The sequence below is a fragment of the Lysobacter sp. Root494 genome, assembly GCF_001427225.1.
In the GTDB taxonomy this organism is placed as follows: domain Bacteria; phylum Pseudomonadota; class Gammaproteobacteria; order Xanthomonadales; family Xanthomonadaceae; genus Agrilutibacter.
Genome location: NZ_LMFH01000006.1, coordinates 291,807 through 313,144, shown reverse-complemented (window position 1 = coordinate 313,144; position 21,338 = coordinate 291,807). Strand labels below are relative to the sequence as shown.

At 66.1% G+C, this 21,338-nt stretch carries 18 protein-coding genes; 8 read left to right on the top strand and 10 right to left on the bottom strand.

The annotated features are described in order from the left end of the window. Nucleotides 1-63: 63 nt before the first annotated feature. Together ASD14_RS10790 and ASD14_RS10785 are read left to right on the top strand one after the other, a co-directional pair. Nucleotides 64-2,097 (top strand): M14 family zinc carboxypeptidase, encoded by a 2,034-nt coding sequence (locus ASD14_RS10790; RefSeq protein WP_056133206.1) that lies wholly within the window; start codon nt 64-66, stop codon nt 2,095-2,097. A 108-nt stretch (nt 2,098-2,205) separates the two neighbouring features. Next, entirely contained in the window at nt 2,206-4,017 is a 1,812-nt protein-coding gene (locus ASD14_RS10785; protein ID WP_056133203.1) for a VWA domain-containing protein, read from the top strand. A gap of 61 nt (nt 4,018-4,078) precedes the next feature. Here ASD14_RS10785 and ASD14_RS10780 read toward each other — a convergent pair whose 3' ends face one another. Next, nucleotides 4,079-6,982, bottom strand: a complete 2,904-nt coding sequence (locus ASD14_RS10780) for an EAL domain-containing protein (RefSeq protein ID WP_056133200.1) — start codon at nt 6,980-6,982, stop codon at nt 4,079-4,081. Nucleotides 6,983-7,237: 255 nt separating this feature from the next. On the opposite strand from ASD14_RS10780, the gene ASD14_RS10775 reads away from it, so the two are divergent. The 5 genes from ASD14_RS10775 to ASD14_RS10755 all read left to right on the top strand — a co-directional run bounded on the left by ASD14_RS10775 (nt 7,238) and on the right by ASD14_RS10755 (nt 11,810). After that, nucleotides 7,238-7,792 carry an RNA polymerase sigma factor gene (locus ASD14_RS10775; protein WP_056133535.1) on the top strand — a complete coding sequence of 185 codons (555 nt, stop codon included), beginning with the start codon at nt 7,238-7,240 and terminating at the stop codon, nt 7,790-7,792. Continuing rightward, nucleotides 7,789-8,808 (top strand): hypothetical protein, encoded by a 1,020-nt coding sequence (locus ASD14_RS10770; RefSeq protein ID WP_056133197.1) that lies wholly within the window; start codon nt 7,789-7,791, stop codon nt 8,806-8,808. The genes ASD14_RS10775 and ASD14_RS10770 overlap by 4 nt, the downstream gene beginning before the upstream one ends. Further along, a complete protein-coding gene (locus ASD14_RS10765; RefSeq protein WP_056133194.1) occupies nt 8,805-9,389 on the top strand; it encodes a YigZ family protein in 585 nt (194 codons plus the stop codon). Before ASD14_RS10770 ends, ASD14_RS10765 begins: the two co-directional genes overlap by 4 nt. A 199-nt stretch (nt 9,390-9,588) precedes the next feature. Beyond that, entirely contained in the window at nt 9,589-11,343 is a 1,755-nt protein-coding gene (locus ASD14_RS10760) for an ABC transporter transmembrane domain-containing protein (RefSeq protein WP_056133191.1), read from the top strand. Next, nucleotides 11,340-11,810, top strand: coding sequence for a pyrimidine dimer DNA glycosylase/endonuclease V (locus tag ASD14_RS10755; protein ID WP_200947055.1), 471 nt, complete (start codon nt 11,340-11,342; stop codon nt 11,808-11,810). Before ASD14_RS10760 ends, ASD14_RS10755 begins: the two co-directional genes overlap by 4 nt. Here the strand turns inward: ASD14_RS10755 and ASD14_RS10750 are convergent. From ASD14_RS10750 to rlmD, 8 genes are all read right to left on the bottom strand, one after another. Then, entirely contained in the window at nt 11,799-13,433 is a 1,635-nt protein-coding gene (locus ASD14_RS10750) for an acyl-CoA dehydrogenase family protein (protein WP_056133530.1), read from the bottom strand. The genes ASD14_RS10755 and ASD14_RS10750 overlap by 12 nt on opposite strands. 95 nt (nt 13,434-13,528) lie before the next feature. After that, the gene (locus tag ASD14_RS10745; RefSeq protein ID WP_056133190.1) at nt 13,529-14,749 is read right to left on the bottom strand and encodes an NAD(P)/FAD-dependent oxidoreductase; all 1,221 of its coding nucleotides are present in this window, start codon (nt 14,747-14,749) and stop codon (nt 13,529-13,531) included. Nucleotides 14,750-14,842: 93 nt separating this feature from the next. Continuing rightward, entirely contained in the window at nt 14,843-15,046 is a 204-nt protein-coding gene (locus tag ASD14_RS10740; protein ID WP_056133187.1) for a cold-shock protein, read from the bottom strand. 122 nt (nt 15,047-15,168) lie between these two features. Continuing rightward, the gene (locus ASD14_RS10735) at nt 15,169-15,921 is read right to left on the bottom strand and encodes an S-methyl-5'-thioinosine phosphorylase (RefSeq protein ID WP_056133185.1); all 753 of its coding nucleotides are present in this window, start codon (nt 15,919-15,921) and stop codon (nt 15,169-15,171) included. 3 nt (nt 15,922-15,924) lie between these two features. Continuing rightward, nucleotides 15,925-16,479 carry a hypoxanthine-guanine phosphoribosyltransferase gene (locus tag ASD14_RS10730; protein WP_056133182.1) on the bottom strand — a complete coding sequence of 185 codons (555 nt, stop codon included), beginning with the start codon at nt 16,477-16,479 and terminating at the stop codon, nt 15,925-15,927. Further along, the gene (gene nagZ / locus ASD14_RS10725; RefSeq protein WP_056133179.1) at nt 16,479-17,489 is read right to left on the bottom strand and encodes a beta-N-acetylhexosaminidase; all 1,011 of its coding nucleotides are present in this window, start codon (nt 17,487-17,489) and stop codon (nt 16,479-16,481) included. Before nagZ ends, ASD14_RS10730 begins: the two co-directional genes overlap by 1 nt. Before the next feature lie 61 nt (nt 17,490-17,550). Then, the gene (locus tag ASD14_RS10720) at nt 17,551-18,063 is read right to left on the bottom strand and encodes a CYTH domain-containing protein (protein ID WP_056133176.1); all 513 of its coding nucleotides are present in this window, start codon (nt 18,061-18,063) and stop codon (nt 17,551-17,553) included. Nucleotides 18,064-18,275: 212 nt separating this feature from the next. Beyond that, on the bottom strand, nt 18,276-19,613 hold the full coding sequence (rlmD, locus tag ASD14_RS10715; protein WP_056133173.1) for a 23S rRNA (uracil(1939)-C(5))-methyltransferase RlmD: 1,338 nt from the start codon (nt 19,611-19,613) through the stop codon (nt 18,276-18,278). Between the two features lie 244 nt (nt 19,614-19,857). Between rlmD and ASD14_RS10710 the strand changes: the two genes are divergently transcribed. Continuing rightward, nucleotides 19,858-20,586, top strand: a complete 729-nt coding sequence (locus tag ASD14_RS10710; protein WP_082538914.1) for a response regulator — start codon at nt 19,858-19,860, stop codon at nt 20,584-20,586. Nucleotides 20,587-20,599: 13 nt separating this feature from the next. Here ASD14_RS10710 and recO read toward each other — a convergent pair whose 3' ends face one another. After that, nucleotides 20,600-21,331: a DNA repair protein RecO gene (gene recO / locus ASD14_RS10705; RefSeq protein ID WP_056133171.1), complete on the bottom strand. Its 732-nt coding sequence runs from the start codon at nt 21,329-21,331 to the stop codon at nt 20,600-20,602. Nucleotides 21,332-21,338: the final 7 nt, after the last annotated feature.

Here is a 21,338-nt window from a genome sequence, read left to right as displayed (position 1 = left end):
TTCGCATCGTTTTCACTGCCCGCTCCCCACGCTCTGCGCACGTGGGTTCGCGGGAGGTGTTCCATGCGCTGGCATGCGGGTCTGGCTGGGCTGGCGGCGTCGATGGCAATCGCGGCCGGGGCCGTGTACGCGGCTGACGATTCGCTCGTATTCATCACCGCGAAATATCGCAATCGCGCGGAGTTGCAGACGATCGCGTCGCACTTCCAGCACGTGATCGTGGACGAGAAACGGCATACGGTGCAGGTTGAGGCATCGCCGGACGACATCCTTGCCCTGCAGCGCGCAGGCATCCGGGTCGACGTGGACGACAACGCCACGCGGCGCATGCGCGAAGCCGAAACCGCGATGGCCGGCAAGGGCGAAATCGGCATCGAATCCATCCCGAGCTACTCCTGCTACCGCACTGTGGAGGAAACGTACGCGACGATGGATGCGCTGGCCACGACGCATCCGAATCTTGCACGGGTCGTCGACATCGGCCCGAGCTGGCTGCGAAGTCGCGATCCCGGCGCGGGTTATCGGATGCGCGTGCTGCGGCTCAACAATTCGGCGACCGATGCGACCATCACCAGCAAACCGAACATGGTCGTATTCGGTTCGATCCACGCACGCGAATACACGCCCGCCGAAGTGCTGACGCGTTTCGGTGAATGGCTGGTCAGCGGCTACGGCATCGACAGCGAAGCGACCTGGCTGCTCGACAACTTCCGCTTCCACCTCGTGCTGCAGGCCAACCCGGACGGGCGCAAGAAGGCGGAATCGGGACTGTCCTGGCGCAAGAACGTCGACAACCTCAATGGCACGTGCAGCACGAATGCATACGGCGTCGATCTCAACCGCAACTTCCCGTTCCGCTGGAACAGCGCCTCCGGTGGCTCCAGCGGAAACCCGTGCCTCGGCAACTACCGCGGTGCCGCGCCGACCTCCGAACCGGAGACCGCCAGCATGCTGCGCTATGTCGTAGGCAGCCCGGACAGCACCGGCGTGTATCGCGGCGGCGTGCTGCCCGATCGCCGCGGCGATGCGACCACCACGCCCGCGCCGAGCGATTACCGAGGGATGTTCATCGACCTGCACAGCTACGCCCGCATGGTGCTGTGGCCGTGGTCGCACACCAGCACGGCTCCGCCGAATTCCACCGCACTGCGCACGCTGGGGCGGCGCATGGCGTGGTTCAACGATTACTCGCCACGGCAATGGACCGGGCTGTACGTGGCGGACGGCACTACGACCGATACGGTGTATGGCCTGCTCGGAGCGCCGAGCTACACGATCGAGATGGGCGTCAGCTTCTTCGAGTCGTGTTCGACGTTCGAAGGCAGCACGTTGCCGCAGAACTTGAACGCGCTGAAGTACGCCGCGCGCAACCTGTGGTCGCCGTACAACTATCCGTCGGGTCCCGACACGACTTCGATCAGCATCTCGCCCACGCGGGTGAGCGCTGGAACGCCGGTGGTGGTGACCGCACGCTTCGACGACAGCCGCTTCAACCAGAGCCAGGGCACGGAAGCCGTGCAACAGATCGCTTCCGCGCGGGCCTACCTCAACCAGCGACCGTGGTCGTCGGGCGCGACCGGGTTCGCGATGTCGCCCTCGGACGGCTCGTTCAGTTCGAGTGCGGAATCGGCGAGCGCAACGTTGTCGACCAGTGGGCTGCCGATCGGACGGCACACCGTGTTCACGCGTGGCACGGACAGCAGCAATCGCAATGGCGCGCCAGCTGCGGTGCTCTTCACGGTTGCGGGCAGCCGGACCTTCTCGACTTCCACCGACGTGACCATACCGAGCACGGGAACGGCAACCAGCACGCGTTCGGTCACGGGCATACAGGGCACGGCGCCTGCCTCGCTTCGCGTCAACGTGGATATCCGCCATCCCAACATCGGCGATCTGGTGGTCGATCTGATCGCTCCGGGGGGCGCTGTGTATCGGTTGCACTCGCGCACGGGTGGAACCACCGACAACCTCGTTACCTCGTACGTGCGCGACGCGTCGGGCGTGAATGCAAACGGCACCTGGCAGTTGCGGGTTACCGATCAGGTGGCAGGCAACGCCGGCTTCATCAATGGCTGGAGCCTGGTGATGTCGTATTGACGCCGCGGGTTTCGGACGGCCACACCTGGCCCGGCACCTGTTCGCAGGCGCAACCCCGTTTTCCAGATCCGCGCGTTTCCATCGGCAACCCAGCCGCGGAGACGCACCATGCAACGCTCGCACCAGCCACATCGCCTGGCCTTGGCCCTCGGTTTTGCACTGGCCCTGGCGGCCTGCAGCACGGCCAATCGCAATCTTTCTGATTCGGAAGCCGAAGCCGCGGCCGATGCCGCCGCGGCTTCCGCGGATGCCGCCGCCGGGAGCGGCAAGCTCGAAACAAGGCGCATGCGCGAAGCCGCCGCGGCCAAGGCGCAGGTCGCACGTGCGCTGGCCCCGGCTCCGCCGTCCCCTCCGCCTGCGAGCGTCGCCTACCAGACGGCCCAATCGACACTGGATCGGGTCGAAGTTACCGGCAGTCGCATCGCCGGCAACATGGCGGCCCCGGAGCTCTACGCCCCGGTGGTCATGCCCCAGCCTTCCAACACCGAAAAATACGCGCATGCCGAAGACAACCCGGTGCACCGCACGTCGGAGCAACCGGTGTCCACCTTCTCCATCGACGTCGATACCGGCAGCTACAGCAACGTCCGCCGCATGCTGGCCGATGGCGTTCGTCCGCCGGCGGACGCGGTGCGCGCGGAAGAATTCATCAACTACTTCGATTACGGGCACCCTGCGCCCATTTCGCGCGACATCCCGTTCCGCGTCACCACCGAGCTGGCGCCGGCGCCCTGGAACGGCAAGCGCCAGCTGCTGATGATCGGCATCAAGGGGTACGACGTGCCGAAGGCGGAGATTCCGCCGGCCAATCTCGTGTTCCTGATCGACACGTCGGGCTCCATGGACAGTCCCGACAAGCTGCCTTTGGTGAAGGACTCGCTGCGCCAGCTCATCAAACACCTGCGTCCGCAGGATCGCGTTTCGATGGTGGTGTACGCAGGCTCGGCGGGACTCGTGCTTCCGCCGACTACCGGCGCGCAGCGCGAGGACATCCTCGAAGCGCTGGATCGCCTCGACGCCGGCGGCAGCACCAACGGTGGCGACGGCATCCGCCTTGCCTACGCGATGGCGAAACAGGCGTACATCCGCAATGGCGTGAACCGGGTGATCCTGGCCACCGACGGCGATTTCAACGTCGGCACCGTCGACCAGAACGCGCTGGAAACGCTTGTCGCCGACCAGCGCAAGAGCGGCATCGCACTGACCACGCTCGGCTTCGGCCAGGGCAACTACAACGACGAACTCGCGGAGAAGCTCGCGGACGTCGGCGATGGCAACCACGCCTACATCGACACCGCGATGGAAGCGCGCAAGGTGCTCGTGCAGGAGATGGGTTCGACGCTGCTCACCATCGCGAAGGACGTGAAGATCCAGGTCGAGTTCAATCCGGCCGCCGTCGCCGAGTACCGCCTTATCGGTTACGAGAACCGCGTGCTCAGGCGCGAGGATTTCGCCAACGACAAGGTCGACGCCGGCGACATCGGTGCGGGCCATGAAGTGACGGCGCTGTACGAAATCACCCCAGTGGGTTCCGGCGCGGAACGCCTGCCGGAGCTGCGCTATGGCACCGCCGCCACGACGGCCAACAAGGGCGACGCGAAGGAACTCGCGCACCTGCGCCTTCGTTACAAGCGTCCGGGCGAAGACACCAGCCGCCTGATCGAAACTCCGATCCTGCGCTCGCAACTTGCCGCCAAGCCGGGTGAACCGATGCGCTTTGCCGTTTCCGTTGCCGCATTCGCGGATGCATTGCGCGGTGGCAAGCAGATCGGCGCATGGAGCTGGAACGAAATCGCCTCTGCCGCGAAGCAATCGCTTGGCGCCGACCGCTGGGGACAGCGCAGGGAATTCCTTGCACTGGTTGAGCAGGCGCAAAAACTCACTGAGCCGGAAGAGGTGGCGATCCACGTCAGCGAGTAACGCTCGTCAGCAAAACGGCCCGGTATCCATGCCGGGCCGTTGTGTATCGGCAGCGATGTGGTCAGCGCAGCAGCGGCCCGAGCGGCAGCAGTTGTTCCGCTGGCTTTCCGAACAGGTATCCCTGCCCGTGCTGGCAACCGAGTTCACGCAGGATGATCCGCTGGGCATCGGTTTCGACGCCCTCCGCAATCGTGTGGATGCCCAGCGAACCGGCCAGTGCCTGGATCGCACGCACCACGGCCATGCTCTCGGGCCGGGTATCGCCGACCAGGCCGGCAACGAAGCTGCGATCGATCTTCAGGCATTCCAACGGGAAACGATGCAGGTACGACAACGCGGAGAAGCCGGTACCGAAGTCGTCCAGCTGCGCCAGCACGCCGTTGCTGCGCAATGTCCGCAGCATGCGCAGCGCGCGGGCGGTGTCGTCGAGCAATGCGCCTTCGGTGATCTCGATGCGGAGCCGATGCGGATTGGCGCCGGCCTCGTCCAGCAGGCGCAGCAGGCGATCGGCGAAATCCGGCGACAGGAAGTGGCGCGGCGAAACATTCACCGAGATGTAGCCGTGTTCCTCGTGTGCCAGCCGCTTGGCGACGCGGGCGTACATCAGCCAGTCGACTTCCTCGATCAGGCCACTGTCCTCGCCCAGCCCGATGAATTCTCCGGGCGCGAGCAGGCCGCGCCGTTCATGGCGCCAACGCAGCAAGGCTTCGTGGCCGATCACGCGACGATCGCTCAGGCGGACGATCGGCTGGTAATGCGCAACGAAGTCGTCGCTGTTGATCGCGCGCCGCAGGTCGGCTTCCAGGTCGAGGATGCGCAGCGCTTCCTCGCGCATGGCTTCGTCGAACACCGCGCAGCCGTTGCGGCCACCGGCTTTCGCCCGGTACATGGCGGCATCGGCGTCGCGCAGCATTTCCGCGCCGGTCTGGTAGCGCGGATGCCACGCGGCAATGCCCACGCTCGCTGACGGGAACACTTCGCGCCCGGCCACCCAGAACGGTTCACCGAGCGCGACCAGCACGCGGCGCGCGAGGTCCTCGGCAACGTGCAGGTCTTCGATGTCCGCGATCAGGATGGCGAATTCGTCGCCCCCCAGCCGCGCGACCGTATCACCGCCGCGCACGGTGGCGACGATGCGCCGGCCCGCTTCGATCAGCAGCTCGTCCCCTGCGGAATGGCCGACGCTGTCGTTGACCAGCTTGAAGCGGTCGAGGTCGAGGAACAGCACCGCGAAGTAGCGCGATGGCGCATGCCCCTGCGCGGATTCCGCCTGCGCACGCGTGATCGCTGCTGCCATGCGCTCCAGCAACTGGGTGCGGTTGGGCAGGCCGGTCAGCGCATCGTGTCGCGCCTGGTGGGTGAGCTGCTGCTCGGCACGCAGGCGCTCGCCGATCTGCGCCAGCAGCTCGGCGTTTGCTTCGGCCAGTTCGCGCGTGCGCGAGGTGACTCGCTGCTCGAGTTCACCGTGTGCCGTCAGCAGGCTGTCCTGCGCCTGTTTGCGCGCCAGGCCGATGCCGATGTGGTGCGCGACGAAGGTCAGCAGCTCCTGGTCGCGGTTGGTGAAGCTGATCGCCGGTGAATAGCTCTGCACAGTGATGACGCCGACGACGATGTCATCGCGAAGCAACGGCACGCCCAACCAGCAGTGCGCCAGCGTGCCGCTGCTGCGAACCAGCCCCGCCCGTTGCAGGCCCTCGATGCGAGGGCGGTCGGCGAGGAGCGCATGGCCCTGGGTGATGACGTACTCGGTCAGGCCGCGGGCGAACTGGCGTGCCTGCCGCATGGCATCGCGTTCGTCGATCGAATACGGGAATTCGATCTGCGTGCCGTCTTCGGAAACCAGCGCGATATAGAAGTTGCGCGCGTACAGCAGCTCGCCGACGACGTCGTGCACCTGCGCGTAGAAGCGTTCGAGCGTGTCCGAGGTGATCGAAAGCTCGGCGATGCGGAACAGTGCGCGCTGCAGCCGTTCGCCGCGCTGGCGTTCGACGATTTCCGCCTGCAGGTCGCGGTTGCTGTGCTGCAGGGCGCGGGTGCGCTCTTCGACGCGGCGCTCGAGATCGTCGCGGGCCTGGCGGCGGTCCAGCGCGGTGAGGATGTGCTGCGCGACATAGCTCAGCAGCGCGCGTTCCTCGTCGCGGTAGACGTCGGGGCGATCGTAGCTCTGCACGACGACGGCGCCGCAGACACGATCGTCGCGGCGCATGGGCACGCCCAGCCAGTCCTCGCTGTCCGGGCCATGTTCGAGATCGCGAAGGACGCCCATCTGGCTGCGCAGCACGACGGAGGGACCGCGCATCGGCTCGCCGCGCCTGAGCAGTGCCAGCGTCATGCTGTTGGGCAGGTCGATCGCGGGGATCTCCAGCGCCGGGTCGGCAACGTAGGGATCCTGCCGGTCGGCAAAATAGAGGAAGCGCAGCGAATCGCTCACATCGTCGTACAGCACGATGTAGAAGTTCTCCGCATACATCAGGCCGGCGACGATCGCGTGGATGCGCCGCAACATGTCGGCCATTTCCAGATCCGAACCCGCCAGGTCGGCGATTTCGTACAACGCCTGCTGCAGCCGTTCCGACTTCTCCAGCAACGCTGCACGCGCCCTCGCTTCCGTTTCGGACAGATGCGCTGCGACCAGCGTCTTCGCCATGGCAAGCCAGCCGCGGCGGGTGGCTTGCGACATGGTTTCGGGAATCAGGGCCACGATCGCGGCGCGGGTTTCGCCTTCGCCATCCCAGGCTTGGGACAACGTGTGCGCGTCCTCGCAATCGACGCGGCCCGCGCCCATCAGCTGGTTGGCGATTTCATGCAGGTGGTCCGGCACGTGCTCGGACATCGAGAAACCAAGCACACCTACGGCGTCTCGCCAGCGCACCAGCACCTGCGACCCGGACGGAAGCCCCTCCTGGAGCACTCCAGCCAGGGCCTGCGCGCCGCCTTCCACCGGCTCCACGGGCTTGACCATCATCGACCGCAATCGCTGCACTCGCCTCTCATCCCCTTGACGATCGCAGGGAGGATAACCCCTGCGGCCATGGGCGTGGATGATCGACCCCGACCGTTCGGCCCGGGCGTTCCTTGTCCCATGGAACTCGTCCTCGCGCTGGCACCGGCGCCCCTGCTCACGTTCGGCCCGTCGCCTTGCCCACCAACGTTGCAGGCGGGCCGCGGCGCGACACCTGCCGGCTTCACGCCATCGGCGGCAACCCGTAACCTGCCGGTGATGAATCCGGGTACCGACGCCAATGACGACCTGCTGATGCTGGCCTGGGTGGGCGGCGACGCGGTGGCATTCGAGACGCTGTACGCGCGCCACCGTGGCCCGCTGTACCGCTTCCTGATGCGGCAGCTGCGCAACCAGGCCCTGGCCGACGAGTTCTTCCAGGACGTGTGGCAACGGGTGATCGCCGCACGCGAGGGCTGGAAACCGGAAGCGGCGTTTTCGACATGGCTGTTCAGGATCGCCCACAACCGGCTCAACGATCATTGGCGGGCCGCGAAACACCGGCCGCCTGCGCCCGACGACGCCGACGAGCGCGCGGCCCGCGTGGCGGACCCGACCACGCCGGAGCGCGAGCTTTCCGACTTCGAACAGCGCCGCCGCCTGCAGCGGGCGCTGGAGGAGCTGCCAGACGAGCAACGCGAAGTGCTGCTGCTCCGGCTCGAACAGGAACTGAGCCTGGAGGAGATAGGCGCCATCACCGGCGTCGGCAGGGAGACAGTGAAATCGCGGCTTCGCTATGCCATGGACAAGCTGCGCCAGAGATTGAACGAATGACCACCCCCGACCACCACCAGCCGTTCGACGCCGAGCCCTTCTCCGACGAAGAGCGCGAGCTCGCGGCGCAGCTTGGGCGCATCGGTCCGGTCGCTGGGCCGTCGCCTGCGCTCGACGCGAAGATCCTGGCGGCTGCGCATGCCGCTTCGGTGCCGCGCAAGCCCGCGAAGCGGCGTGGGCTGGCGTGGCTCGGCGTTCCGCCGGCGCTGGTTACCGGCGTCGGTGTCGCGGCCGCTGCGGTCCTGGTGCTCGGCGTGGTATGGCAATTGCGGCCGCAATACGGCGCGGTAACCGCCCGGAGCGAAGCCGACGCCGGCGAGGAAATCATCCTGATCGCGCCACCATCGGATCGACCGGCATCGCGGGTCGCCGATGCGGCAGCGGTGGCGGAACACGCGTCTTCGCCTGCACCCGCGCGTATGCCACTACCCAAGGCCGCAGCGCCGGCTGCTGCTCGTGCCGTTTCCGTTCCGGAGCCGATGTCGCAAGCCGCCGTGAGCGCACCGGCGCCTGCGTCCGCACCAGTTGCGGCCAGCGAAGCGGGTTCGCTGGCACCTGCGGCGCCAGAGGCGTTTGCGCGCACGGCGGACGCGGCTGCCGATGCACGCCCTTTGGACGACGGCTTCGCCGCCCCGCCGTCCGAAACGCGCGAACGCCGCGCCACCTACACCACGGCGGCCCGTGCGGCTGCCGAACGACGCGAACGCAACGCCGCGCAGAAGGCGTCCGCTATTGCGCGCGAAGCTGCAGCGGCCGGCGAAGCAGAAGGCACCACGCTGGACCGCGTCGAAGTCACCGGCTCGCGCATTCGCACGAATCCCGACGTCGACTGGTCCGAGGTTCCAGTCAACGATGACACGCACCTGGCCTCGGTCGAATGGCTTGAACGCATCCGCGCACGCCGCGATGACGGGGACGTCGACAACGCGCGCGCAAGCCTGAAGCTGTTCCAGCGCGAGTATCCGCGCGTCCGCCTTCCCGACGACCTGCGCGCCTTCGTCGAAACGGAGCAATGAGCGACACGCTGGCCGCGCGCACGGCACACACGCTGGAGGTCAAGCACAGCCGTTTCATCGTGCATGCCGCAGCGGTGCAGACGCCGGAAGTCGCGCTCGCCTTCCTTCATGAAGTTGCCGATTCCGCCGCGACTCACAACTGCTGGGCGTATCGGATCGGCAACGAATACCGCTTCAGCGACGACGGCGAGCCTGCTGGCACCGCAGGACGACCGATCCTTGCCGCTATCGACGGCCAGGGTTTTGACCGGGTGATGGCGGTGGTGACGCGCTGGTATGGCGGCATCAAGCTGGGTGCGGGCGGTCTGGTGCGCGCCTACGGTGGCGCAGTGGCCGAATGCCTGCGGACGGCATCCCGACAGCCATTGGTCGCGTATGCGGAGGTCGTAATCACCTATCCGTTCGAAGTCACGGGCCCGGTACACGCGGCGCTGGGCCAGTTCGGAGCCGAAAAGCTGGGCGAGGATTTCCTTGCCGAAGGCGCCAGCCTGCGGCTGCGGCTTCCCGCCGACCGCGTCGATGCCTTGAAAATGCAGCTTCGCGACGCCACCCGGGATCGGGTGCGCTTTGCGGCGGATTAGTTCCTGCAGGCTCATCGCCATCTTGTTCCCGCGTAACAGGAACCCGGCAGGTTTTCCTGCTCCGCGCATACGACCATTGCCGCAGGCAACAAAGGCAAGACACAGGATGACCAGACGGTTGTCTGTGGAAAGCCCGCCTCCGCGGGAATGACGTACAAAGCAAGCGCGATACATCCGTAGCATCCCAGACAAGGCACCCATGTCCGACCTTCCCTCCAAAGCCCCAATCGGCAGCCTGCGCACCCTGTGGCCTTTCGTGCACGGGCACCTGGGGTTGTTCATCGCATGGCTGGTGGCGCTCGCGTGTTCGAGCACGGCGACGCTGAGCTTCCCCGCGGCCGCGCGCGTCGTGATCGACCAGGGATTCGCTTCGGGCGGCGCTGCGATCGATCACGCGTTCCTGCTGTTGTTCCTCGCCGCGTTGGCCTTGGCGTTGTCGACGGCGGCGCGTTTTTTCTTCGTCTCGTTGCTGGGCGAACGCGTGGTGGCCGATCTTCGCGAGCGCCTCTACACGCAGCTGCTCGGTCTTGATGCGGGCTTCCATGATCGCAATCGCAGCGGCGAGCTCGTCTCGCGACTCACCGCCGATGCCGAATTGCTGCGTAGCGTCGTGGGTTCGACGATGTCCGTCGCGCTGCGCAGCGTGGTGACGGTAATCGGCTCGATCGTAATGATGTTCGTCACCGCCCCGCACCTGGCCGCATATGCGCTGATCGGCATTCCCTTCGCGGTGCTTCCGATCGTGATCGGCGGGCGTCGACTGCGAAAGATCTCGCGGGCAAGCCAGGACCGTATCGCTGATGCGAACACGCTCGCCGCGGAAACCCTCGGCGCTGTTCGCACGGTGCAGGCGCATGCGCGCGAGCCCTACGAACACGGCCGCTTTACCGAAGCGCTGCGCACTGCCGTCAATGTGGCGCGCAAGCGCATCGGTGCGCAGTCGATCGTGACAGCAGTAGCGATCACGATCGTATTCGGCGCAATCACCATCGTGCTCTGGTCCGGCGCCCACGACGTCGTGGGCGGCAGCATGACGGCAGGCACGCTCGGTCAGTTCGTGCTCTACGCGCTGATCGGCGGCGGTTCGGTGGGTGCGCTGGCCGAAGTGTGGAACGACCTGCAGCGCGCTGCCGGCGGCATGGGCCGCATCGGCGAGCTGCTGGTCGAAGCGCCTGCGATAGTCTCGCCCGAACACCCGCAGCCGCTGCCCTCTCCACTGCAGGGCGAACTCGCCTTCCAGCACGTCACCTTTCACTACCCGCAGCGCCCCGACCAGGCCGCCCTTGTGGACTTCAACCTGCGCGTGCATCCGGGCGAAACCGTGGCGCTGGTCGGGCCCTCGGGAGCCGGCAAAAGCACGGTGTTCTCGCTGCTGCTGCGCTTCCACGATCCTCAGCAGGGAACGGTGCGCGTCGATGGCGTCGACGTTCGCGAACTTGATCCAGCGGCACTGCGCGGGTCGATTGCGCTCGTGCCGCAACAGCCCACGATCTTCGCAACCAGCGCGCGCGACAACATCCGCTACGGCAGGCTCGAAGCCAGCGATGCGGAGATCGAAGCCGCGGTGCGGGCCGCCCACGCCTCCGACTTCGTATCCGCCCTGCCCCAGGGACTGGAAACCGAACTCGGCGAACGCGGCGCGCGCCTGTCCGGCGGACAACAGCAGCGCATCGCGATTGCCCGCGCCTTGCTGAAGGACGCGCCGATCCTGCTGCTCGACGAAGCTACCAGCGCGCTGGATGCGCAGAGCGAACGCGCCGTGCAGCAGGCACTGGAGAAATTGATGGAAGGGCGGACAACCATCGTGATTGCCCATCGCCTCGCGACCGTGCTCAAGGCTGATCGCATCGTGGTAATGGATCACGGACGCGTGGTTGCCGAAGGCACGCACGCACAGTTGCTCGAACAGGGCGGGCTGTATGCGGAGCTCGCGAAGCTGCAGTTTCTGGATTGACGGACAAGCACCAGGTGCGCCTGTGGACACTCCATCCGAAGTATCTCGATCCGCAAGGACTTGTCGCACTGTGGCGCGAAGCACTGCTCGCCAAGGCCGTGCTGCTTCGCGAGACGCGTGGCTATCGCCATCATCCGCAACTGGTGCGATTCCAGGCGCACGCGGCACCGGGATCGGCCATCAACGCTTATCTCGCCGCCATCCACGATGAGGCGGGCGCGCGCGGCTACAGCTTCGATCGCACGAAAATCGCCCCGCGCCGGAATGTCGCGCACATCGCCGTCACCGACAGTCAGGTTGCCTGCGAATGGGCACACCTGATGGACAAGCTGCAGTCGCGATCCCCCGCCGTGTTCGAATCCTGGCAAGGAGCAATCCAGCCGGAACTGCATCCGCTCTTCTCGCTGCGCCGGGGCCCGGTCGAAGACTGGGAGCGCATGCACCATCCCCCGGCATCAACCAGGTAAGGCGCGCTCCACGAGCGCGGCGAAATTCAGTTCCGCTGGAAGCGTTCCGAACACCAATCCGTGCTCGCGCCACAATCGCGATCGGCAGAACGCTTCGGCCACCGGACTTCCGGCGCGCAGCAATACGCTGGCCTGGAGCGTAAGCGCCATGCGCTCGACCAGCAGCCGGGCGCTGGCTTCCGCTACCTGGCCGGCCTGCAGTTGCATGCGCAGGGCCGACAGTTCGCTGTCGAACGACGGATGCAGGTCGCGGGCTGCTTCCAATTCGCTCATGAAAGCGGCGAGCGTTTCCGGCTCACGCGACAGCGCGCGCAGCACGTCCAGGCACTGGATGTTGCCGCTGCCTTCCCAGATCGAATTGAGCGGCGCCTGGCGATACAGGCGAGGCAACAGCGATTCCTCGACGTAACCATTGCCGCCGAGGCATTCCTGCGCCTCGTTGACGAACGTGGGCGCGCGCTTGCAGACGAAGAACTTGCCGATGGCCGTCGCGATGCGCGCGAAGGCGGCTTCGCGGGCATCCCCCGGCGCGCGATCGACGGCACCGGCAAGCCGCAATGAAAGCGCGAGCGATGCTTCGGCTTCGATGGCGAGGTCGGCGAGCACGTTCTGCATCAGCGCGTGTTCCACCAGCCGCTTTCCGAACGCGCGGCGATGGCGCGCGTGATGGATTGCCTGCGCCAATGCCATGCGCATCAACGCCGAGGAGCCGAGCATGCAGTCCAAGCGCGTCAGCATCACCATCTCGATGATGGTGGCGACACCGCGGCCTTCTTCACCCACCCGGTATGCCCATGCATCGTCGAACTCCACTTCGGACGACGCATTCGACCAGTCGCCGAGCTTGTCTTTCAGGCGCATCAGGCGGAATGCGTTTTTCGTTCCATCTGGCCGCCAGCGTGGCATCAGGAAGCAGCTCAGCCCGCCGGGCGCCTGCGCGAGCACGAGAAACGCGTCGGACATGGGCGCAGAGAAGAACCACTTGTGTCCGACGAGCGTGTATTCGTTGCCTCCGGTTATCGGCGTAGCACGCGTCGTGTTCGCGCGCACGTCGCTGCCGCCCTGTTTCTCGGTCATCCCCATGCCGAGCGTGACGCCGGCCTTGGCTCCCATCGGCACGTCGCGTGGGTCGTAGTGCGGCGCGATCGCCTTGTCCGCCCATTCGCGCAAGGCCGGCTCATGGCGCAATACCGGCACCGCGGCGTGCGTCATCGTCAACGGGCAGCTGCTTCCCGGCTCGACCTGTCCGTGCAGGTAGCTCAGCGCCGCACGCGCGACGTGGCTACCCGGTCGTGCTTGGCTCCACGACAGGCCCGCGACGCCGTGTTCGATCGCAGCCGCCATCACTGCGTGGTAATGCGGATGGAAGTCGACGACATCGAGCCGATGCCCGAAACGATCGTGCGTGCGCAGGCGCGGACGATCGCGATGCGCGTCGAAGCTCAACTGGAGCAACTCGCTCCCGGCCAGCGCACCGTATTCCTGCAGGTGGACAGCGAAACCGGATGCGTTCTCGCGCTGCACGGCTTCGCGCAGCGCCATGTCATCGGCCCACAGGTCGCGCGCCGCGAATTCGGGCGGCTGGTTTTCCACGTCCTGCGTGTCGAACGGGAATGCCTTCATCTCCAACTCCGTCTGCGTCGCATTGCACTGCTCGTAGCCGACGATAACGCGCGGCGTCGCGCAGCCAAACATTACCCGCGAAAGGCAGCCGACGCTCAGGCCCGCTCCGCGACCGCCTCCAGGAACGCAGGATCCATCGGCAACACGCCCAACCACCCGCGCCGGGTTCCCGTCAGCACCCGCAGCACGTGCCGGCGTCCGCCCGGCATGCGCGTCAGTGGATGGAAAAGCCGATCTCTTATTGCGGCGAGTGCATCGTGCTCCGACTGGAACAGCGGCGTCAGCCAGCGACTCCAGAAGTGGTAGATGCCGACATGGTCACGGCGCGCTTGTTCATAACTCGCGAAGGCAGACCCGAGCTCCCCGTGGGCACGCATCGCATCACGCAACGCCAGCGCATCGATCAGCGCCATGTTCGCGCCTTGCCCGAGTTGCGGGCTCATCGCATGGGCCGCGTCGCCCAACAGGACGGCACGGCCGCGATGCCAGCGCCGGTGCGCGGCGTCGCGATACCGCGCCCTGGCAAGGCCATGCGGCACCGCGGTTTCGCGCAGGGTGGCGGCAGCCTGTGGCCACACGTCGGCGACGTCATGCCGCCATCGTGTTTCGTCGTGCTGCGCATCGAGCGAGTGCGCGGGCAGGCTCCAGAAGAAACTCATGCGCGGCGTGTCGTCGCCAGGCCGCGTGCCCACCGGCAACATGCCCGCCATGCGCCGCGCGCCGACATACCGCTGGCGCAATTCGTCGCTGAATGGCCAACCATCGCGAGGTACCAGGCACCACTGCGCACCCCATGGATACGGCCGGTCCAGTAGCGCTTCGCCGACATGGCCACGCAATTGCGAGGCTGCGCCGTCTGCAACGACCAGCAGGTCGAATGCACCGTGCTCAACGCCGTGCTCGTCACTCAATACACCGGCTTCGACATCCATCGCCACGATGCGGCGACCGCAGTGCACGTTGCGTGCTTCCTGCCACGCCGCATCGAGCAGGGCGAAAAGCGCGCCGCGCTGCATTCCGAGTCCGAAAAGACGTTTATCCAGGTCGCGATAGCGCATGTCCATCACCGTGCGGCCTTCGCGCGTCTCACCGAACAGCCGGCCGATGCGGGCGCCGTGCCGCAACGTCTCGTCGAGCAGCCCCAGTTGCCATAACACGGCAAGGCCCGTCGGCTGCAGCAGGAATCCCGCGCCGACCGGTCCCAGTTGCGGCGCCTGTTCGAAGACTTCGACATGGTGGCCGTCGCGCGCGAGCAGGAGTGCCATGGCCTGCCCGCCCGTGCCGTAGCCGATGATGCCAACGCGCAACCGTTTCATCCTTCCGTGCGGTCCTGCAAAGAAAAGGCCCCGCCGGAGCGGGGCCTGAAAAGTTGAACTGCCTGAGCCTCGAGGCTCAATCGCGCGCTCCGATCAGACCGGAGCGACTTCGGACGCCTGCGCGCCCTTCGGGCCCTGGGTCAGCTGGTAGCTGACGCGCTGGCCTTCCTGCAGGCTGCGGAATCCCTTGGCATTGATCGCGGAGAAATGCACGAATACATCCGCGCTGCCGTCTTCGGGCGAAATGAAGCCGAATCCCTTGGCGTCGTTGAACCACTTCACGGTACCGTACTGCATATCCTTGATGACCTCTGCTGGATGCGATGACGAGCGCCGGCCCTGGCGGCGCAACGCGAGTATGCCAACTTGCTGAACGAGCGCAACCAGCCTTGGCGCGCGATCCGCATCGAAGTGTGACCTCAGGCAGCCAGCATCGCGCGCAACAGCGCCGGCAACCCGGACGATGCGGCCGCGACGTTGTCGAGCACGTCCTGCAGGGTGATGACTTCATCGGGATCGGGGCCCGCGCCCGCCGCCCAGTTGGCGACGATCGCAAGGCACGCATAATCCAGTCCCATCTCGCGCGCCAGACCGGCTTCCGGCATGCCCGTCATGCCCACGAGGTCGCAACCGTCGCGGCGCATGCGTGAAATCTCCGCGCGCGTTTCCAGGCGCGGACCTTGCGTCGCGCCGTAGCAACCGCCGTCGACCAGCGCCACGCCGGCTTTGGTTGCAGCGGCAACCACCGCTTTGCGCAACGACCGCGTGTAGGGCTCGCCGAAATCCACATGGATCACGTCCGTACCCGGCTCCTCGCAGATCGTCGAAATCCGGCCCCACGTGTAGTCGATCAGCTGGTCCGGGCAGCCCAGCACGCGTGGCCCGAAACGTTCGGTGATGCCGCCGACGGTGTTCAGCGCGAGCACACGCTGCGCACCGAGCGCCTTCAGCGCGGCGAGATTGGCGCGGTAATTGATCTTGTGCGGCGGCAGCGAATGCCCTTCGCCATGACGCGCGAGGAAGGCGACGCGGTGGCCACCCAGCGTGCCGACGCGGACAGGGCCGGACAACGCGCCGTAATGCGTGACCGGCTGGTGCGCTTCGACGTCCTGCAAATCAGCCAGTTTGTAGAGGCCAGTACCGCCGATGATCGCTAGTTCGATATCGCTCATTGCTCAGTCCTTCAGTGCGTAGATCGCAGGCAATCCGCGGCCTTGTTCGTGGAAGTCCATGCCGTAGCCATAGACGTAACGATCCGGCACTTCGACGCCCATGTAATCGGCCGACAGTCCGGGAACGCAACGGTCATGCACTTTCACCGCAAGCGCGGCGATGCGCACGTCGGCGGCGCCCTGTTCGCGGCACCAGTCGCGGATCGCGGCCAGGGTATGGCCTTCGTCGACGATGTCGTCGACCAGCAGCACGCAGCGGCCCTGCATCGAAGTCGCGGGGCGGTGCTTCCAGACGAGTTCGCCGCCTGAAGTCGCGCCGCGATAGCGCGTTGCGTGCAGGTAGTCGAATTCGACGTCGAGCCCGCGCGCACCCAGCTCGAGCGCAAGCTGCCCTGCGAATGGCAATCCGCCGTGCATCACCGTGATGTACAGCGGCACCGTGCCGGCGAGGTCGTCGCGGATGCGCTCGGACATGCGCACGATGGCGGCTTCCAGCGTTGCGCGGTCATGGATCAGGTCGCTGTTGGCCAGCGCGGCCTGCAGGTCGTTGTGGCTCATCAGGCAAATCCTTCGAGACGGCCGCGTGCGTCGCCATAGCGCGCATCGGCCAGCAGTCCATCCCAACCCATCGCGCCGCGGCCGATCAGGCCGGTCAGCGCCGCGGTATTGAGCGTGCGGTTCCTGATGGCGTCGAGCGATTCCTCGACGAGTTCCGGGTGGCACACCAGCACCACGTCGCACCCCGCATCGAGGTGCGCGTGCACGCGGGCCTTGATGCCACCGGCGGAAGACGCCGCCGCCATGCCGATGTCGTCGCTGAAGACGACGCCGCGGAAGCCCAAGCCTCCGATAGAGTGATCGCCGCGCAGGATCTCTTCGATCCAGCGTTTCGAATACCCGGCAGGATCGGGCGATACGGCCGGATACACCACGTGCGCCATCATCACTGCGTCGGCCTTGGCTTCGATGCCGGCCACAAAGGGGACGAGATCGAATGCGCGGATTTCATCGAGCGTACGCGGATCGACCGCGGCATCGAAGTGCGTGTCCTCGAGCACCGAACCATGTCCGGGAAAATGCTTGAGCGTGGCGCCCATGCCGGCCGCGTGCATGCCGCGCACGTAGGCACGGGTGAACTCCGCGACGACTTCCGGATCACCGGCGAACGCGCGGTTGCCGATCGCGCGATTGCCACGCCCCAGGTCGACGACCGGTGCGAAGCTGAGATCAACACCACTCGCGCGGATTTCGCTCGCCATCAGCCAGGCATGTTCTTCTGCCAGCTTGAGCGCGGCTTCGCGATCGCTTGCATACAGTCGGCCGAAGCCTTCCAGCGGCGGCAACGCGCTGTAACCCTCGCGGAAGCGCTGCACGCGGCCGCCTTCCTGGTCCACGCATACCAGTTGCGGACGCGGCGCGGCTTCGCGGATCGCCTGCGAGAGTTCCTGCACCTGCGCCTTCGAGCCGAAGTTGCGGGTGAACAGGACCACGCCGGCGCAGGCATCGTGCTGCAGCCAGTCGCGTTCCTGCGATGTGAGTTCCTTGCCGGCGACGCCTATCAGAAGCATCCGGTGTTCTCCGTAACGTGCACTATGCGCACGAGCGATGGTGGGAGTTTGCCAACACGCGTTAGTCGCTGCCTGCCCGCTCCGTCTCGCTCCATTGCGAGTACGGCCGCGAGGCCAGGGCCAGATTGTAGTAGCGCTTGCTGTCGGTCACTTCACGACCGGCCCAGTCGGGCTTGTCGAAGCGCTCATCGGCGGAAGCGAGTTCGATCTCGGCGACTACGAGGCCGGCGTTCTCGCCGAGGAACTCGTCGATTTCCCACAGGTGCCCGCCGAAGTCGACATAGTGCCGGCGCTTGTCGACCAGCCCGCCGACGCTCAGCGCCAGCAGGCCGCGTGCGTCCTCGACCGGAATCGCGTAATCGAATTCCTGGCGGGTATGGCCGAGCTCGCGCGACTTCAGGTTGAGGTAGGCCTCGTCGCCCTGGATGCGCACGCGCACCGAGGCCTTCATCGCACCGTTGTCCATTGCCGCTAGATCATTGAGATAGCCCTGCGCCATCGGCATGACCTTGTGCGCGGCGGTGCGCCAGCCGTCGCCGGTGACGAGGAATTTGCGTTCGATTTCGATGCCCATGGTTGTCCGCGATAGATGGATTGTTAGCGATGGCACAACTGGGCAGTTACCACTCGCCCTGCCCATTCCTGCTCGTCATTCCCGCGAAGGCGGGAATCCAGTGCCTTGCTCGCGCTTGGGACATCTGCAACAGGATCAAAAACCAGGTCGCTGGATTCCCGCTTTCGCGGGAATGACGAGCAAGGGCGGCGCCGGTTTGACTCACTGCGTGCTCAGCGCAGCTCGAACATCGCGATGGATTCCACATGCGCCGTATGCGGGAACATGTCCATCACGCCTGCTGCACGCAGTTTCCAGCCTTTTTCATTGACGAGATACCCCGCATCGCGCGCCAGCGAGCCGGGATGGCAGCTCACGTAGACGATGCGCCTGAACTGCTTGAGCTTGAGCTGCGTCAACACGAAGTCGGCGCCGGAACGCGGCGGATCCAACAGCAGCCGGTCGAAGCCCTCGCGCATCCAGGTGTGGTCGCTCAGGTCCTTGCCGAGGTCCGCGGCATGGAATTCGGCGTTGGTGACGCCGTTGTGCGCGGCATTCTCACGCGCGCGGCGCACCAGGCCCGCTTCGCCTTCGACGCCAACGACTTCGCGCACGCGGCGCGCGAGCGGCAGGGTGAAGTTGCCGAGGCCGCAGAACAGATCGAGTACGCGGTCTTCCGGCTGCGGATCCAGAAGGTCGAGCGCGGACTGGATCATCCGGCCGTTGAGTCCCGCATTGACCTGGATGAAATCCAGCGGACGGAACACGAATTCGATATTCCATTGCGGCAGCATGAAGGCAAGCTTCGGTTCCGCCGGCCATAGCGGATGCACGCTGTCCACGCCGCCTGGTTGCAGGAAGATCGCAAAACCATGCTGTTGCCCGAACGCCACGAGCGCGGCTTGGTCGGCTTCGGACAATGGCGTGAGATGGCGGAACGTCAACGCGATGCCGCTGAACTCGTCGGTGCGATCCCCAGCGATGAATTCGATCTGCGGAATGTCGCGGCGCGCCTGCAGGCTGTCCACCAGGGCGGAAAGCGCTGTAATCCTGGTGCCGATTTCGGGAATGACGGTGTGGCATTCGGACAGGTCGGCGACGAAGCGCGGATCCTGCTCACGGAACCCGACCAGCGTCTTGTCCTTTTTTTCCACGCGACGCACCGAGAAGCGCCCCTTGCGGCGATAACCCCAAGCGGCATCGGTCAGCGGAGGCAGCACGCGTTCGGGCGCGACATGGCCGATGCGTTCGAGATTCTCCAGCAGCACACGCTGCTTGGCGAGGATCTGCTTGCCTTCGTCGAGGTGCTGCAGTGCGCAGCCGCCACAGGTACCGAAGTGCAGGCAGCGCGCTGGCACGCGATCTTCCGACGCACGCAGCACTTCGAGCGTGGAGGCTTCGTCGAAATGACGCGACCGCGACGTCTGCTTCGCCAGAACGCGTTCGCCGGGAAGCGCGCCGGCAATGAATGTGACCTTGCCCCCTTCCCCATCGCGGCGGGCCACGCCGCGCCCGTCGTGGCTCAGGTTGGTGATGTCTGCTTCAAACGGAGTCTGGTCGATGCGGGCCACTGGAAATGCCGGTATTGCAGGGCTGTGTATTGTCGCAGAGGCCCGCCCGCGACGGACCGGAAGCGACGCATGAATGAAGCCGCGCCGCGGCCATGGATATCCGCGGCCATCCGATGCCCCGAAAAGCCTCGAAAGGCCGCTGATGCAACCACCCTTGGCGCGAAATGAGCATTGCTTCTGCCAGAAAATGCAGGCCCCGGCGTAACATCCAGCGAGCATTCGGAACGGATACCGATCGGAACGCATGACCAAGACATCCCTGCCCCGCATCCTGCTGGTCGAAGACGACCCCGTGAGTCGTGCGTTCCTTGGCGCGGCGGTCGGCTCGCTGCCGGCGATCGTCGACGCAGCCGACAGCATGGCCGCTGCCATCACGCTGGCGAACGCCAATCCCTACGACCTGTGGCTATTCGATGCCAACCTTCCCGATGGCAGCGGCGCCGAACTGCTGGCAAAACTCCGCGTACGCGACAGCGCGACGCCGGCACTCGCGCACACCGCGGCGCACGATCCCGATGTAAGCAGGGCGTTGCGGGAATCCGGTTTCCAGCATGTCCTGGTCAAGCCGCTCCCCTCGTCGGCCGTGCAGTCGGCCCTGCGCCAGGCACTTGGGCATGATGAGGGATCGCATTCGCCGGCAGGCGACGCACTGGCGGATTGGGACGATGAAACCGCTGCGCGTGCGCTCAACGGCAATCGCGAGCACATCGCGGCATTGCGCAAGCTGTTCCTCGCCGAGCTGCCCGCAGTCAGCGAACGGGTGCGCAACGCCTTCCGCAACGAGGATTTCCAGGGATTGCACGACGAACTCCACCGGCTTCGCGCCAGTTGCGGATTCGTCGGGGCGACCCGGCTTCAACAGGCTGTGCAGGCACTGGGCGAGGACGATCGCTCGCACGAGCGCCTGCAGGAATTCACCCTGGCAGCGCAGGCATTGACGAGTGTTGCGGCGCCGTCGGGCGCGGGAACCTGAGCTCCGGAACGCCTCAGTCCTTCGCAGCGATGCGTGCGAGTTCGCCCAGCATTTCCCACGATTTCAGGCCGCGAGGCCCGAGATGGAACGCGAGTACTTCACGCATCGGCCGGCGCAGGCTGGCCAGGTCTTCATCATCGGGAAGCACGTCCGCAGCCAGCGCCTGCAATGCCCGGCCTGTCGCGGCACTACGGCGGTCGCCGTGACCGCGATCCGTCAGCACGCGGCGCGCGCCGGCTTCGGGATCGAGCCGATAGCGCGCAGCAGGATCCACGGGCGAACCTTCGCTCTCGGCGTTCCATTCAAGGCCGAAACCGATGGCATCCAGCAGGTCGCGTTCGTAACGCCGCAGCGTCCATGCCAGCGGTTCGCTTCCGCCGAGGCGTTCGCGCGCATGCCGGTAAGCCTCGAACAGCTCCGGCTGCGGGTCTCCACGCGGGGCCAGACGCAGCGTGAGTTCGTTGAGGTAGAAGCCCGCGAGCATCGCGTCGCCCTGCAATCGCGGCGCCGCATCGAGGGCTTCGGCGGACGACAGCGTTGCCAATTCGCCGCGCTGCACGGCGTCGAAGCGGATGTATTGCAGCGGCTGCAACGCGGCGCGCAGCAGGTGCCGCTTCGGACCATGCACGCCACGCGCGACAAGCCCGAGGCGCCCGTGCTCCGCCGTGAGTACTTCCACCAGCAGGCTGGTTTCGCGCCAGGGCCGCGTGTGCAATACGAATGCGGGCTCGGCGGTCAGCCGCATTGCTTAC

Bases quoted from the DNA above. Each gene is read 5' to 3' on its own strand.
- ASD14_RS10780 (WP_056133200.1), bottom strand. From the start codon at position 6,982: ATGATGGTCAAGCCCGTGGAGCCGGTGGAAGGCGGCGCGCAGGCCCTG.
- ASD14_RS10775 (WP_056133535.1), top strand. From the start codon at position 7,238: ATGAATCCGGGTACCGACGCCAATGACGACCTGCTGATGCTGGCCTGG.
- ASD14_RS10745 (WP_056133190.1), bottom strand. From the start codon at position 14,749: ATGAAACGGTTGCGCGTTGGCATCATCGGCTACGGCACGGGCGGGCAG.
- ASD14_RS10730 (WP_056133182.1), bottom strand. From the start codon at position 16,479: ATGAGCCACAACGACCTGCAGGCCGCGCTGGCCAACAGCGACCTGATC.
- ASD14_RS10750 (WP_056133530.1), bottom strand. From the start codon at position 13,433: ATGAAGGCATTCCCGTTCGACACGCAGGACGTGGAAAACCAGCCGCCC.
- ASD14_RS10790 (WP_056133206.1), top strand. From the start codon at position 64: ATGCGCTGGCATGCGGGTCTGGCTGGGCTGGCGGCGTCGATGGCAATC.
- ASD14_RS10770 (WP_056133197.1), top strand. From the start codon at position 7,789: ATGACCACCCCCGACCACCACCAGCCGTTCGACGCCGAGCCCTTCTCC.
- recO (WP_056133171.1), bottom strand. From the start codon at position 21,331: ATGCGGCTGACCGCCGAGCCCGCATTCGTATTGCACACGCGGCCCTGG.
- ASD14_RS10735 (WP_056133185.1), bottom strand. From the start codon at position 15,921: ATGAGCGATATCGAACTAGCGATCATCGGCGGTACTGGCCTCTACAAA.
- ASD14_RS10765 (WP_056133194.1), top strand. From the start codon at position 8,805: ATGAGCGACACGCTGGCCGCGCGCACGGCACACACGCTGGAGGTCAAG.
- ASD14_RS10760 (WP_056133191.1), top strand. From the start codon at position 9,589: ATGTCCGACCTTCCCTCCAAAGCCCCAATCGGCAGCCTGCGCACCCTG.
- ASD14_RS10785 (WP_056133203.1), top strand. From the start codon at position 2,206: ATGCAACGCTCGCACCAGCCACATCGCCTGGCCTTGGCCCTCGGTTTT.
- nagZ (WP_056133179.1), bottom strand. From the start codon at position 17,489: ATGCTTCTGATAGGCGTCGCCGGCAAGGAACTCACATCGCAGGAACGC.
- ASD14_RS10710 (WP_082538914.1), top strand. From the start codon at position 19,858: ATGACCAAGACATCCCTGCCCCGCATCCTGCTGGTCGAAGACGACCCC.
- ASD14_RS10740 (WP_056133187.1), bottom strand. From the start codon at position 15,046: ATGCAGTACGGTACCGTGAAGTGGTTCAACGACGCCAAGGGATTCGGC.
- ASD14_RS10720 (WP_056133176.1), bottom strand. From the start codon at position 18,063: ATGGGCATCGAAATCGAACGCAAATTCCTCGTCACCGGCGACGGCTGG.